Origin of the sequence: Bacillus timonensis (assembly GCF_000285535.1) — a bacterium.
Classification (GTDB): Bacteria; Bacillota; Bacilli; order Bacillales; family Bacillaceae_L; genus Ferdinandcohnia; species Ferdinandcohnia timonensis.
On sequence record NZ_HE610986.1, the window covers coordinates 90,226 to 103,652 of the forward strand.

15 protein-coding genes and 2 pseudogenes are annotated in these 13,427 nt (G+C 37.4%); 7 read left to right on the forward strand and 10 right to left on the reverse strand.

The window, feature by feature from the left end; genetic code table 11:
- Positions 1-14: 14 nt before the first annotated feature.
- Positions 15-344 (reverse strand): YuzD family protein, encoded by a 330-nt coding sequence (locus BTHG_RS08960; RefSeq protein ID WP_010676418.1) that lies wholly within the window; start codon positions 342-344, stop codon positions 15-17.
- A gap of 262 nt (positions 345-606) precedes the next feature.
- Between BTHG_RS08960 and BTHG_RS08965 the strand changes: the two are divergent.
- Positions 607-865: pseudogene (locus tag BTHG_RS08965) on the forward strand (NifU family protein).
- Positions 866-1,218: 353 nt separating this feature from the next.
- Here the strand turns inward: BTHG_RS08965 and thrB are convergent.
- The 5 genes from thrB to yutH all read right to left on the reverse strand — a co-directional run bounded on the left by thrB (position 1,219) and on the right by yutH (position 6,761).
- Entirely contained in the window at positions 1,219-2,136 is a 918-nt protein-coding gene (gene thrB, locus BTHG_RS08970; RefSeq protein ID WP_010676420.1) for a homoserine kinase, read from the reverse strand.
- Positions 2,126-3,193 carry a threonine synthase gene (gene thrC / locus BTHG_RS08975; protein WP_010676421.1) on the reverse strand — a complete coding sequence of 356 codons (1,068 nt, stop codon included), beginning with the start codon at positions 3,191-3,193 and terminating at the stop codon, positions 2,126-2,128. Before thrC ends, thrB begins: the two co-directional genes overlap by 11 nt.
- Positions 3,190-4,488: a homoserine dehydrogenase gene (locus BTHG_RS08980; RefSeq protein ID WP_010676422.1), complete on the reverse strand. Its 1,299-nt coding sequence runs from the start codon at positions 4,486-4,488 to the stop codon at positions 3,190-3,192. The genes thrC and BTHG_RS08980 overlap by 4 nt, the downstream gene beginning before the upstream one ends.
- Positions 4,489-4,710: 222 nt before the next feature.
- Positions 4,711-5,700 (reverse strand): 2-hydroxyacid dehydrogenase, encoded by a 990-nt coding sequence (locus BTHG_RS08985; protein ID WP_010676423.1) that lies wholly within the window; start codon positions 5,698-5,700, stop codon positions 4,711-4,713.
- 56 nt (positions 5,701-5,756) lie between these two features.
- The gene (gene yutH / locus BTHG_RS08990) at positions 5,757-6,761 is read right to left on the reverse strand and encodes a spore coat putative kinase YutH (RefSeq protein WP_010676424.1); all 1,005 of its coding nucleotides are present in this window, start codon (positions 6,759-6,761) and stop codon (positions 5,757-5,759) included.
- A gap of 183 nt (positions 6,762-6,944) precedes the next feature.
- Between yutH and BTHG_RS08995 the strand changes: the two genes are divergently transcribed.
- Complete coding sequence (locus BTHG_RS08995) at positions 6,945-7,442, forward strand: phosphatidylglycerophosphatase A family protein (protein WP_010676425.1); 498 nt, start codon at positions 6,945-6,947, stop codon at positions 7,440-7,442.
- Between the two features lie 95 nt (positions 7,443-7,537).
- Positions 7,538-7,747 carry a hypothetical protein gene (locus tag BTHG_RS09000; protein ID WP_010676426.1) on the forward strand — a complete coding sequence of 70 codons (210 nt, stop codon included), beginning with the start codon at positions 7,538-7,540 and terminating at the stop codon, positions 7,745-7,747.
- A 135-nt stretch (positions 7,748-7,882) separates the two neighbouring features.
- On the opposite strand, the gene BTHG_RS09005 is transcribed toward BTHG_RS09000, so the two are convergent.
- Positions 7,883-8,653: a TIGR01457 family HAD-type hydrolase gene (locus BTHG_RS09005; protein WP_010676427.1), complete on the reverse strand. Its 771-nt coding sequence runs from the start codon at positions 8,651-8,653 to the stop codon at positions 7,883-7,885.
- Positions 8,654-8,686: 33 nt separating this feature from the next.
- Positions 8,687-9,124, reverse strand: coding sequence for a type VII toxin-antitoxin system HepT family RNase toxin (gene hepT, locus BTHG_RS09010; protein ID WP_010676428.1), 438 nt, complete (start codon positions 9,122-9,124; stop codon positions 8,687-8,689).
- A 162-nt stretch (positions 9,125-9,286) separates the two neighbouring features.
- On the opposite strand from hepT, the gene BTHG_RS09015 reads away from it, so the two are divergent.
- Together BTHG_RS09015 and BTHG_RS24575 are read left to right on the forward strand one after the other, a co-directional pair.
- Complete coding sequence (locus BTHG_RS09015) at positions 9,287-9,553, forward strand: DUF3055 domain-containing protein (protein WP_010676429.1); 267 nt, start codon at positions 9,287-9,289, stop codon at positions 9,551-9,553.
- Positions 9,554-9,672: 119 nt separating this feature from the next.
- Positions 9,673-9,903, forward strand: coding sequence for a hypothetical protein (locus BTHG_RS24575; RefSeq protein WP_042341771.1), 231 nt, complete (start codon positions 9,673-9,675; stop codon positions 9,901-9,903).
- Positions 9,904-9,948: 45 nt separating this feature from the next.
- On the opposite strand, the gene BTHG_RS09025 is transcribed toward BTHG_RS24575, so the two are convergent.
- The gene (locus BTHG_RS09025; protein WP_010676431.1) at positions 9,949-10,224 is read right to left on the reverse strand and encodes a YutD family protein; all 276 of its coding nucleotides are present in this window, start codon (positions 10,222-10,224) and stop codon (positions 9,949-9,951) included.
- A gap of 131 nt (positions 10,225-10,355) precedes the next feature.
- Between BTHG_RS09025 and BTHG_RS09030 the strand changes: the two are divergent.
- Positions 10,356-10,988, forward strand: a pseudogene (locus BTHG_RS09030) (YhcN/YlaJ family sporulation lipoprotein); the annotation flags it as partial.
- Between the two features lie 227 nt (positions 10,989-11,215).
- Here BTHG_RS09030 and lipA read toward each other — a convergent pair.
- Entirely contained in the window at positions 11,216-12,112 is an 897-nt protein-coding gene (gene lipA, locus BTHG_RS09035) for a lipoyl synthase (protein ID WP_010676433.1), read from the reverse strand.
- 303 nt (positions 12,113-12,415) lie between these two features.
- Here lipA and BTHG_RS09040 point away from each other — a divergent pair, with 303 nt between their 5' ends.
- Complete coding sequence (locus BTHG_RS09040) at positions 12,416-13,357, forward strand: M23 family metallopeptidase (protein WP_042341774.1); 942 nt, start codon at positions 12,416-12,418, stop codon at positions 13,355-13,357.
- Positions 13,358-13,427 lie beyond the last annotated feature (70 nt).

Consider the following 13,427-nt stretch of genomic DNA (forward strand, 5'->3'; position numbering starts at 1 on the left):
TCCGTGCTTCTTTTTTAATTTGCTGCTTTGTATCCGTATTTCTCCATTTCAGCATAAATCGTTTTTAGTTTTGGACTTCCTTCTCCGACAATCGTACCTTCTAGGACCACCACAGGGTAAAACATATCTTCTTCAATTACACGTGTGGCAAATGTCTTTTTCTTTTCATCCTCAGGTGGGTCAAAAATATCAATATGTGTAATTTCGAAGGGTTGATTTGGAAACTTTCTGCTTAATGCTGCTTCAAGCCACTCATACGTTTCCTTAGATGAAGGAAGATTCACACAGCTTGGGCAAAGTACTTCTGCACCATACACACAGATTTCGACCTTTTGCTTTTCCATCTCATGTTCTCCTTTTCCCTCTAGGCAATTTTGGAATTATTTTGTACTTATCCCTACTTATCCGAAGTGGGATCTCCTCCTGATTAAGTTTCAATCATTTCTTTTTTCATTGTACTAAAAATCTGGTAAAATAGACACTGAAAGATTTCAATGCATCATCACAGATTTTCTCAATAAGCATATGTAATTAAAAGTTGGAAAAATGATGCTTTCGGTTTTAATAGATTTTTTCCAGTAAACAGATTATAATAATTATAAAGGTATGAGGAAAGGAGTCAATCGCAATGGCTGAATTAGATATTAAAGACCAAGTTCAAGAAGTATTAGACAAACTTCGTCCATTCTTACTTCGTGATGGCGGAGACTGTGATTTAGTTGATGTAGAAGATGGCGTTGTTAAGCTTCGTTTATTAGGTGCTTGCGGAAGCTGCCCAAGCTCTACAATCACACTAAAGGCTGGAATTGAACGTGCATTATTAGAAGAAGTTCCAGGAGTAGTTGAGGTTGAACAAGTATTCTAATAATTAAATGATAATAACAGTGCCTCAAGTTTTTGAGGCATTTTTTTATGTTTTCATATGTAGTAGTGGCAGTATTTTACACATAGCTGCAGAATCTCATCAAAAAAAAGCGAAACCCTATTTTCGCTTTAGAGTGTAGACAAAGTCAGTGCTGACTTTGTCTACACGAATTTTTAAGGTTATCTAAATTTCAACTCAAGTCCCAGACTGTCTTGAAAGCGCTCGTCAGACAAGGCGCGCAGCTGAGCGAAAACGCGAATAGAAGTTGCCTTCATGAGCGGACGAGCGAGGCAAGCAACGCAGTATGCGAGCGTTTGTCTACAGTCTGAAGCGAAACCCCTAGGTTTCGCTTTTTATTCATGTAGTGATAATGAAGTTAACCTACTACCGTTTTTCTCAATTGATACTTCTTCTACTTGATATCCTTCAAATACAAGAGAAAGGTCGGTTTGTAGCTGTCTTCCTCGTCCACTTTCTGTGAAGCAAATGACTGTTGGACCCGCACCACTTATCGCTACCCCAAATGCCCCCGCTCTTTTAGCAACCCTACAAATACTGTTGAATTCAGGAATAAGCTTAGCACGATATGTTTGATGGAATAAATCAAGTTCCATCATTTTCCCCATCAACTCAAAATTCTTTGTTAATAGAGCTGCGACCATCACATTGCTTATGGAACTAGCTTTTACTGCCTCTTGGTAGGATAATTCTTTCGGAAGTACATTACGAGCATCTTTTGTTTTTAACTCGTAAGGTGGGATGACAACCGCCATGTCAAAAGATAAATCATTCACATGGATGAGATCAGTTTCCTCACTTCCACGATGACTTCCAATAACTAAGCCACCATATAATGACGCCCCTACATTATCGGGATGCCCCTCGAATTCACAGGCTAAATCAAGCTTTTGTTTATTAGTTAATTGGAGATTACATAGTTCATTAACAAGCTCAATTGCTGCGATAATAGCTGCCGCACTACTTCCAAGTCCTCTTGCTAGCGGAATATTACTATGAACATAGACTTTGCATGGAGGTAGCTCACATGAAAAAATGTGGGCTACCTTTGCTGCTATTTGATAAATAAAATTAGCTTTATCAGTTGGAGTATCTATAATTTCTTCTGATTGTAGGACAAACTCCCACTCTTCACTTGGTTCGACCTGTAGGGTTAAATAGCGATTCACTGCCAACCCTAATGAATCAAAACCAGGTCCAAGATTAGCTGAGCTTGCTGGTACTTTTATTTGAAAAGGTTGATTAGACCTCATGTAAAACGGCCCCTCTGATATGATCATAAACTAGCTTTTCATCGTTAGGCAATACAACAGGCTTGATTGATGTTGCTTCAATTGCAATATTCGGGTCTTTTAATCCATTACCAGTTAAGACAGCAACCACTCGGCTTCCTTTTTTAATTTCACCACTACGAACTTGCTTGATTACACCAGCGATAGATGCGCAAGAACCTGGTTCTGCAAACACACCTTCTTTTCTCGCTAATAATCGATATGCTTCAAGGATTTCATCATCTGATACCTCGTCAATTTTACCATTCGATTCATTTGCAGCTAGGACAGCTTTATCCCAGCTTGCAGGGTTTCCGATACGAATCGCTGTTGCAACTGTTTCAGGATCTTCAATGACTTTATTTTTAACTATTGCTGCTGCACCTTCTGCTTCAAATCCTCGCATCTCAGGTAGGCCAGTTTTATGACGTTCGTTATATTCCTTAAATCCTTTCCAGTAAGCTGTGATATTACCAGCATTTCCGACTGGAATTGCTAAGACATCAGGAGCTCCGTCTAACTGTACACAAATTTCAAATGCTGCTGTTTTTTGACCTTCAATTCGATATGGATTTACAGAGTTTACAAGAGTTATAGGTGCAGTTTTACTAATATTACGTACCATTTGAAGGGCATGATCAAAGTTTCCTTCAATAGAAATAATCTCAGCACCATACATGACGGCTTGCGCTAATTTTCCCATTGCAATTTTACCTTCAGGAATAACGACGATACAGCGAAGTCCTGCACGTGCTGCATATGCCGCCGCTGCAGCAGACGTATTACCAGTAGATGCACAAATGATTGTGTCACTGCCTTCCTCAACGGCTTTAGCTACTGCCATCACCATCCCACGGTCCTTAAAAGAACCAGTCGGGTTTGCACCTTCTACTTTTACATATAATTCAACACCAAGATCCTCTGAAAGAGAATGAAGCGGAATTAATGGTGTATTTCCTTCATTTAATGAAAGCATCGGAGTATTTGTGTTTACCGGTAAATATTCGCGAAATTGTTGTAATAGACCCTGCCATCTCATGCTAAATTTCCTCCTTCAACTCGATAAGAGCTTTTTACTTCTTGAATTATTTGTAAATCTCTAAGCTGTACTAAAATTTCTTCATAGTCTTGTAATGATGCCTGATGTGTAATAAGAACAATTTCAGCTAAATCTTTATTCTTTAACGGTAATTGAAGAATTTTCTCAAAGCTTACACCACGTTCAGAGAAAAGAGATGTAATGTTTGCAAAAGCACCAACTTGATCCTTTACATGAATACGTAAGAAGTATTTTGAGAAAATTTCAGATTCCGCTTTTAACTTTTTCTCATATTGAGGGGATACTGCACTAAGTCCATTAACTCCAAGTCTCATATTTTTCATAACAGCAACTAAATCTGAAACAATTGATGTTGCAGTTGGTAAACTACCAGCCCCCGGACCATAAAACATTGTTTCTCCAACTGCTTCTCCGTACACATAAACTGCATTATATTCATCATTTACTCCAGCAAGTGGATGTGATTCTGGAAGAAGTGTTGGTTGAACACTCACCTCAACCTTTTCTCCCTTACGGTGTGCATTCCCAATTAACTTCAGAACATAACCCAATCGTTTACTATATTCAATGTCTTCACTTGTTACCGAAGAAATTCCTTGAACACGAACGTCCTTAAGGTCGATATTCATTGAGTAACCTAATGAAGCAAGGATTGCCATCTTTCTTGCTGCATCTAGCCCCTCAACATCTGCAGTTGGATCTGCTTCTGCATAACCAAGTTCTTGTGCTTCCTTTAACACCTCTTCATAATCACTGCCGAATTTGCTCATTTTTGTTAAAATAAAGTTAGTTGTTCCGTTAACGATTCCCATCATTTTAATGATCCGGTCTGATGCGAAACCGTCCACTAAACCGCGAAGGATTGGAATCCCACCAGCAACACTTGCTTCATAGAATAAGTCACAACCATTTTCACTTGCAACATTTAATAGTTCTGGACCGTATAATGCCATTAAGTCTTTATTAGCTGTTACAACATGTTTTTTATTACGTAAAGCTTGAAGCACTAGCTGCCTTGTATTATCTACTCCACCCATCACCTCAATGACAACATCAATTTCTGGATCTTCAATTACCTCGTTTACATTTGTTGTCAAAAGTGAAGGTTCAATTTCAACTGAACGATGTTTATGTATATCTTGGACTAATATCTTCTTTACTTCTATTGGGCAACCTACTTGGTGCATTAATTTATCTTGATGATTCTTTAATATCGTAACAACGCCACTACCAACCGTACCTAATCCTAATAATCCAACTGAAATACTTTTCATTATTTGCCGCCTCCTCTGTATTTCCTAGAAATACATTTGTCCTTCTATAAAAGACATTATAGTAGTGATACTGTATTTTTACAAGTATTATTTTTCTGTATTTTCCGTTGAAAACGCTTAACACCCTGTTGTAAAAGGACATTTTTTTATAAAAAATTTTTTTATAAAAACTTCAGCTATAAAAAAAAGAGCACCTTCCTTGCGAAGGTGCCTTAGGAAAATCTATTTTACTGACAGTCCCCACTCTTTATTAACCAGTGTCTTTGGTTGTTGATTGTTAAGAACAAGCTGAATGTTCTTACAGCATAATTCCATCATGGTTCCACGAGTTTCTGTACTTGAGCTTCCGATATGAGGTAAAGCAACGACATTAGGAAGTGTTAGTAAAGGATGATCGACATCTACCGGCTCTTTTGCAAATACGTCTAATCCAGCTCCAGCAATCTCACCACTTGCTAATGCTTGATATAAAGCGTCTTCATCAACGACTGGTCCTCTTGATACATTTATAAAAATTGCGGATTTTTTCATTTTCTTAAAGCTTTCCTGATTAAATAAGCCTCTTGTCTCCTCTGTAAGAGGCGTTAAGCACACAATAAAATCAGATGTTTCAACTAACTCATCTAGAGAGGTATAGGAAGCACCAATACGTTCCTCGGCTGCAACATTGCGAGAACGGTTATGGTACAAAACATCCATATCAAAACCGGTCGCACGCTTTGCAACCGCTTCCCCAATTTTGCCCATTCCAACGATTCCAATTGTTTTATGATGAACATCATGACCTGCAAGCAATAGTGGGCTCCAACTTTTCCATTCGCCATTTTTAACAAATTCAGCTGCTTCAACAATTCGTCTTGCTGTTGCTAGTAACAACGCAAAGGTCAAATCAGCAGTTGTATCTGTTAAGACATCTGGTGTGTTGCATACCGCAATTCCCTTTTGATTCGCATATCCTACATCAATATTATCAAAACCAACTGCTAAGTTTGCAATAACTTTTAATTTCGGTGCTGCATCAAGAAGCTCTTTATCAATTTTATCAGAGAGCATGGTTAAAAGTGCATCGGCCTTTTTTACCTCTTCAAGGAGAATCTCTCTTGGAACTGCTTTTTCTTCTTCATTCCAAATATGTACATCTGCTACTTCCATTAGTGGTTTCATTGCTTCTTCAGTAAGTTTTCTGGTAATAAAAACATATGGCTTTGTCATTGTTCCACCTCTTAGTAAAATTTGTTAGTAGGATATTATTATAGTACCATATATTTCTATCTTTGGAGCCAGTTAATGTTTGGAATTGTTAGTCTTTTTTCATTAATTCCTACGCTTGAAAAAAAGGTGGCCAACAGACGTTCGTGTTTACTAGATTGGCTTAAGATTGATTCTAATTTTTGAAGTTGGTTTTCCTTTTGGTTCTCCGATTCTGTCATATAATACCCTTCAATACATTCGAAAAAATGAACCGGGAATAATAATCGTGCATACAGAAGCCTCCAGGAAAAAGTGGAAAGAGGGCTGACTTGCTCATACTCTCTCAAAAATTGAGTGATTTTTCCATTTGGTCTATAATCACCACCTACATATTGATCACGAATATATTCTGCTAAGTCCCGAGAATAATGGTCAAACACCCACTCGGTAGGAAGCTTTGTATATGAGTCCCCGTCCCATGACACTTCCGTAAAACGATGATGGCAAATAGTAGCTGAATCAATTGCAGTGGGTTGCACATCCATTTCTGTATCGACAAGGTATTGGATGGCATTTTCGGTTAAACCTATATAATACGGAAAAGCTTCAACAAATAATGTTTCAAAACGGGTTTCAGGATGCTGCTTCACTTTTTCTTTCCAAAATAATTCCATTTGATCTACTCTTTTTTCCCATAAATATTTCCATTGTCCAATTCGATTGAGTTTATTTACACGGTAAGGGAAACTTCTGCCTCTTTTATGAAATCGAGCTAATTCATATCCCAAAGAATTAGAAACTCTGTGGTTGTATACTGGACATCTAATGATAGCAACTTCTTCATCATTAATGTTGGCGCTTAATTTCCCATCTGTTGTAGGTAAAATCGATCCTACTCGAATATCCCCTTTTTGAACCATATAGTCGCTAAGATATTTTATTTCGTTTAACTCTTCATGTTCCAAATTTGGTATTGGCACAATACAATATACTATATTTCGATAGATGAACGCTTCATAGCCAAATGCCTTTATGGAACGATCTACTTTTAATTTGTATTCTTTAAAGAGCACTTCTTTCATAAATCATCACCCCTCGCACATACTATGTAACTACCCACATCAATTTTTGCACCTGCAAAAATTGATGACTTTTCCACTAAAATGAAGTTAATACATCTATATGAAACAAAACCCCATTACTTGTGATAAACTAGTAAATATTAGTAAAATTATTCCGAAATCATAAGAAATTAGGTGAAAAAAATGACTGAAAATAAAATGAGTGAGATTGAGCGAACTGCTAGAAGATGGTTAGAGGAAAGAGGTGTAACCATTCAAGACATTGCGGATTTGGTGTACTTTTTACAAAGCAAATATCATCCAGATTTAAAAATGGAGGAATGTGTTCACAATGTTGATCGTGTATTAACGAAACGTGAAATTCAAAATGCTATATTGACAGGGATTCAATTAGATAAGCTTGCAGAAAAAGGCTTGCTTGAAGAGCCACTTCTTTCTACAATAAAGGTTGATGAAGGACTGTACGGTGTTGATGAGATTCTTGCATTTTCAATTGTAAACGTGTATGGTTCAATCGGTTTTACAAATTACGGTTATATAGATAAGAAAAAGCCTGGAATTTTAGAACGGTTAAATGACAAATCCACTGGAGAATGTCACACATTTTTAGATGATATTGTGGGGGCAATTGCAGCTGCCGCATCTAGTCGACTTGCACACAGAGCAGCAAATACGAATTAAAGGATAAAAGATCAAATCGGTGCGATTTGGTCTTTTTTATTGGATAATAGTAGTATACTGAATTTACAAACTATTATATCCGAGGTGGATGTGAAATGGACCTTTTATTTAAAATTGCCGGCCTTATTTTTATTGTGATTGCGATAGTTATAACCTTTACATTAAAAAAAGAAGTTAAAAGCCTTAGTGGCCCCGTGTTAGATAAGAGTATTGCCAATCGATGGACGAGACGCTCCAAAACATCAACCATTTTGATGGGGATTGGTTGCATTTTCACAATAATTGGACTTATTTTGTCCCTATAAAAAAGCTTGCATTCTGCGTAGCTTTCGTGACAGGGCTTTTCAAGACAGGCTGAGAAAGTACATATTATTCTTTAAAAAGTTCCTGTAGCCAAAGTCAGTTAGACTTTGGCTACACTCTGGTACGCTAGATTGTTTTTAAATTCTATCCATCCATTCCTTTAAGCTGTCAATCGCATAGGTAGGCTGTCGGTCATAGCCCTTTAAAAGTTCCGCAGTCGTAACACCTGTATGGACTAGAAGTGTATCGATACCAGCTTTCATTCCTGCCATGATATCAGTGTCGTAATAATCACCAATCATTAATGTATCTTCCTTCGCGATTCCTAACTTCTTTTGGGCTTGCTCCATGATTACTTTTTCGGGCTTTCCGATAAAAATCGGTTGAACAGTAGTGGAGACTGTTACAACTGATGTTAGTGAACCATTTCCTGGTAAAAGTCCTCTTTCTGTCGGAATCGAAATATCACCATTTGTTGAAATAAACGTTGCCCCATTGCGGACTGCAAGACAAGCTAGTGCAAATTTTTCATATGTAACGGAGCGGTCAATTCCGACAACAACAAAATCTGGGTTTTCCTCTTGAATTGTAAAACCTTTTTCTTGTAGCGCTTGACGAATCCCCTCTTCACCAATGACAAAAACTGTGCCACCTTGCTTTTGTTCGTACATATAGTTTGCAGTCGCCTGGCTTGTTGTGAATACTTGTTCTTCCGTACATGCAATGTCAAAATCGCGCAGCTTTGCAGCAACCTGTTCCGGTGTTCTTGATGAATTATTAGTAACAAATAAATAGGGAATTTGCTTTTCATTTAGGGCATTTACAAAATCACACGCTTCATTAATGCGCTCAGTTCCACGGTACATCGTACCATCTAAGTCAATTAAGTAGCCTTTATACGTTTTCACTAGTGAAATCACCTTTTTGAACTTATATTTTAGTTAATTTTTAAATGCTGACACAGGTCCTAATTCATTTTCAAGATAGGATCTGACAGCGTCTGGAAAGCTTTTTAGACTTTCATTATTTTTTTCTAAACTTGAAAGAATTTCATCATGATTGATTTCCAGATAATCTTGAACAATCACCTTGCGGAAACGAATGATCTCTTTTAGCTCATTTGCAGTTTCTGTTGATACCACTTTTTCATCTTCAAGAATGTCAATGATATCCTCATAACTCCCCGGATCACGCATTATAAAGCCATCAATCATTGAATTCCCTACATCTAAAATCGCTTCAATTAATAGTTGAGAAATGCGTTCTAATGCTTTCTTATCAAGAATGCTTGTCCAATTTGTTTCCGTTTTTAACAATTCTAAATTCTCTTCGTAAAAAAGAAGGGTTTTCTCAATCTTTTCTCGGTCAACAAAATACACAGTATCACCCTCTATTTATCAATATCTTTACGTCCCTCATTATTTTACCATAAAGTTTATAATCATTCATGGTAAGCCTTATTGTATGATAATTTCGTTTTCTATTTCCTATACCTTTGTTATGATAATTGTAAATGATTGTTTTAAAAAGGAGAATCCATTATGTCAGAACGTTTTTTCTTATATGATGATACGATTGACACACAAACTCGATTTGTAAGCTTTATGGGCGAACACCAGCGTTACGACTTAGCAATAATTAGATCTGACCGATATTATGGAAAGCAGATTGTGTTAAATATTTTAAGCAATCGCTTTGCAATTATTGGTAGAGATGATCTTGATGAACCAGGTTATATTGAACATGCTTATCAGCTGCCTGAGGATGAAGCAGAGGAATTACGCTCTTTCCTGTATGAAATTGTCTAACATATTCTCGGAAAACCCGGAAAACACTATAGAGTAAGAAGTGAGGTGTTTTACAGGTGGCAGAAAATGAAAAAGACAAGGAAGAAATAAAGTATACAGATTTTTCAAATGTAGAGACGATGAGAAATTTTTTAACCTTTGAGGAATACCCAGAAGGCCCATATGGTACCCCACGTGGCAAAGATACACCTGTTGAAAATAAAAGCACTCCATGGGAAGAGGGACAGCGAACGTATAGTAACTTTAACTATGAGTTCAAATCACTTCACCAAGACCTACCAAGACAATTCCCTGGCGCTCATCCTACACATGATGACAAGAATGAAAATGCCGAACCTCCTTATGACTAAAGATGATATACGACAAAAAATAAAAGTACAGGCGCAGCCTGTACTTTATTTCTTTACCTTTTTTAGGACAAAATAAGCGCAACCGAAATTGCAATATTCGTATAAATACTCGGAAAGGGTACTTATTTTTGTATCGAAGGACGCTTTTTGGTTCTTATCATCAAAGAAACCTTTTAATCGAAGCTGTTCATATCCCCAATCTCCGACAATATAGTCATATTTTGCAAGGATATCACTATATCTTGCCCGAAAGGCCTCTTCATTAAATCCATCTTTCAGCTCATCTACAAGCTCATATGTACTATTGTTAATGCTAATCACTTTATTTCACCTCGTACCCCTTACTAGAGATGTTCAACATTTCTATATTTCCATTATAGCCAATCAACCCATCAATTACTATGCGAAATTTTTGATGAATTGGTCAACCTACAACTGAGGGGGTGTCAAGATTGAAAAAATACACAATCATTTCAGGCTTACTTGCGTTAACTGCTTTATCAGGGTGTGGTGCTTCTGACGACAACGCAGGAGTTTATCACGAAAATGGAAATTCAATCTATCGCATTGACCAAAATGAGCTTTATAATGCAAAAGGTGTTAAAAATAATGGGAAGGAAATGACGAACTTTGGCTATGTTCGTCACCAAAAAAATCCAGTCCCTGGCCGTGCGAATGTTTATAGCAACATCCCAACGATGGATAGGGAAAAAGTTGCGGATTTGATTAGTAAAATCTGTACAACCATCCCAAATGTAAATGATGTTGGTACTCTCGTTACTGATGAAGAAGTGTTAGTTGCTTATGATACCGATTCAAAGGACCGGATGTTAACCGCTGACCAGGTAAAACGCTCCGCTTTATCTGTTGTCCCAAGGTTCTATCATGTGTACGTTTCTGACGATCCGGATATGATCAAACAAATAGAACGATTCGGTACACTTGATTCAGACAGTCGAAATGTCGACCAAATCATTACCTCTACCATTCAACAAATGATTAAGTCTCCACAAGGATATAAAGTAAGTGATGGAGAAAATGAAAACGGGGAAATGGAAGGTGGGCTTAACCCTGAATATGAACGAAGGGCAAAGGAGAATCAAGATTTCCTTAAAAACCCAAGTTCTAATAACAAGGGTGGGGATGTACATGATACCGGGAGCGGCCGTACACTAAATCAAGATAATGAAAAAATCAATTTAAATATAGATAAAATGGGCGAAAACGTTAATACAAACCGAGAAGAACAGCAGAAATATAATCGTATATTACAAAAAGGAACACATTAAAAAAAGGGGGAATTTCCCCCTTTTTATGCTTCCTTAAGTTGATTTGATTTTGCAGCATTTACTTGTTCGTCTGCATGGTAAGAAGAACGAACGAGTGGACCAGCTTCACAATGGCTAAAGCCTTTGCTTAAAGCAATCTCCTTTAATTCTGCAAATTCATCTGGATGATAGTACTTTTCAACCTTTAAATGCTTTTTCGATGGTTGTAGATATTGTCCGATTGTCATGATGTCAACATTATTTGCACGAAGGTCATCCATCGTTTCAATAATTTCTTCCTTCGTTTCACCAAGACCAATCATGATACTCGATTTTGTTGGGATATCTGGGTTCATTTCTTTTGCACGGCGTAAAAATTCAAGGGAACGGTCATATTTTGCACGTGCACGAACGCGGTCAGATAAACGTCGAACGGTTTCAATATTATGGTTCATAATGTCGGGCTTCGCATCCATTAATGTTTTTAAGTTTTCGTATACCCCACCCATATCTGATGGTAACACTTCAATAGATGTAAATGGACTCTTTCTACGTATTGCACGAACCGTTTCAGCAAAAACTGCTGCTCCTCCGTCCTTTAAATCGTCACGGGCTACAGTAGTAATAACTACGTGCTTTAATCCCATGGTTGCAACAGAATCTGCTACACGTTCAGGTTCTGCCCAATCTAATTCATTTGGAAGACCAGTTTTTACCGCACAAAAACGGCAGGCACGGGTACAAGTATCACCTAGAATCATGAAAGTTGCTGTCTTACGAACAGCCCAACATTCATGAATATTAGGACATTTTGCTTCCTCACAAACGGTATGTAATTGTTTTTCTCTCATCATTTTCTTTAAGCCTGTGTAATTTTCATTAGTATTTAGCTTTATTTTTAGCCATTCAGGCTTTCGAAGATATTCTTGTTTTTTTGACATACTTCATCACTCCATTGCAAAGGCTATCCCTATTATACTCCTAACGTTTAAAAGAATCCAAGTATTAGGCATTATTCACGGCTTCCAACAATTAGTTATTATGAAAATTGGATGATTTAACAAACTAACAAGGGAAGAGTACTTTATTTCTTTATTCAAAACTATCCTACATCGCTAATTGGTACCGAAATGATAAGCAACATAGAAATATAAATATCCTTTAGGCTATTAAGAGAAAGGAGATTTGCGTGCGTGAACAGAAAACTTGGAATAGTAGTTATTATTTGTTTATTTCTTTCAGGAATGCCTTTGATAGCTAACGCTAACGACGATCAGCAAAAAATCTTTCAGGAACGAATGAACCTCTATACGAAAATGGAAACAGTGACCCAGATTCCTTGGTACTATTACGCAGCAATTGACCAGTATGAACGAAGTATTCGTCGTGCCCGCAAGGACATCCCGAAGGAAAGTGGATTAATTGGAATCTACATTAAACCTGAAGTATGGGCGGGGGCATTAAATCCAAATCCGAATGATACAAGTCCATATAGTATCCAGCTTTTTGGGGGAATTGGTTTAGATGGCAATGGGGATGGTGTTGCCGATCAAACAAATGATGAAGATATTTTATTCACAATATCCGAGCAAATTTTAGCCTACGGAACTGACCCCGATAATTTAAAGATTGGTTTATGGAATTATTACAAACGGGACAAATCAGTTTCCTTAATTATGGGAATTGCCAAAGTCTACTCAACATATAACACTCTTGATTTAGATAGCCATGCCTTTCCTGTTCCACTTGGGTATAATCATAGCTATAAAAACACATGGGGGGACGCACGAGGTTGGGGTGGTCGAAGAATGCATGAAGGGACAGATATTTTTGCAAGTTACGGTACCCCTGTTCGTGCAACCTCATATGGGGTTATTGAAATGAAGGGCTGGAATCGTTTTGGTGGATGGCGGATCGGAATTCGTGATGTTAATAATACGTATCACTATTTTGCCCACTTAAATGGATTTGCAAAGGATATTGCAATTGGACAAGTTGTTAAGCCAGGTACAATCATTGGATCGGTTGGAAGTTCAGGTTATGGACCACCAGGAACAGCCGGAAAATTTCCTCCTCATCTTCATTATGGCATGTACAAAGACAATGGATATACAGAATGGTCCTTTGATCCTTATCCGCATTTACGTTCTTGGGAAAGAGAAGAAAGAAAATCGAAGAAACGATAAAGTAAAAGGCTGCGGTAAGTAACTACCACAGCCTTTCTTCCGTTCTAAGTGACCCTCTTTTTATATTTTT

Excerpts from the sequence above, each read along its gene's own strand:
- BTHG_RS08960 (WP_010676418.1), bottom strand. The coding sequence starts at position 344 with ATGGAAAAGCAAAAGGTCGAAATCTGTGTGTATGGTGCAGAAGTACTT.
- thrB (WP_010676420.1), bottom strand. The coding sequence starts at position 2,136 with ATGAGGTCTAATCAACCTTTTCAAATAAAAGTACCAGCAAGCTCAGCT.
- thrC (WP_010676421.1), bottom strand. The coding sequence starts at position 3,193 with ATGAGATGGCAGGGTCTATTACAACAATTTCGCGAATATTTACCGGTA.
- BTHG_RS08980 (WP_010676422.1), bottom strand. The coding sequence starts at position 4,488 with ATGAAAAGTATTTCAGTTGGATTATTAGGATTAGGTACGGTTGGTAGT.
- BTHG_RS08985 (WP_010676423.1), bottom strand. The coding sequence starts at position 5,700 with ATGACAAAGCCATATGTTTTTATTACCAGAAAACTTACTGAAGAAGCA.
- yutH (WP_010676424.1), bottom strand. The coding sequence starts at position 6,761 with ATGAAAGAAGTGCTCTTTAAAGAATACAAATTAAAAGTAGATCGTTCC.
- BTHG_RS08995 (WP_010676425.1), top strand. The coding sequence starts at position 6,945 with ATGACTGAAAATAAAATGAGTGAGATTGAGCGAACTGCTAGAAGATGG.
- BTHG_RS09000 (WP_010676426.1), top strand. The coding sequence starts at position 7,538 with ATGGACCTTTTATTTAAAATTGCCGGCCTTATTTTTATTGTGATTGCG.
- BTHG_RS09015 (WP_010676429.1), top strand. The coding sequence starts at position 9,287 with ATGTCAGAACGTTTTTTCTTATATGATGATACGATTGACACACAAACT.
- BTHG_RS24575 (WP_042341771.1), top strand. The coding sequence starts at position 9,673 with ATGAGAAATTTTTTAACCTTTGAGGAATACCCAGAAGGCCCATATGGT.
- lipA (WP_010676433.1), bottom strand. The coding sequence starts at position 12,112 with ATGTCAAAAAAACAAGAATATCTTCGAAAGCCTGAATGGCTAAAAATA.
- BTHG_RS09040 (WP_042341774.1), top strand. The coding sequence starts at position 12,416 with ATGCCTTTGATAGCTAACGCTAACGACGATCAGCAAAAAATCTTTCAG.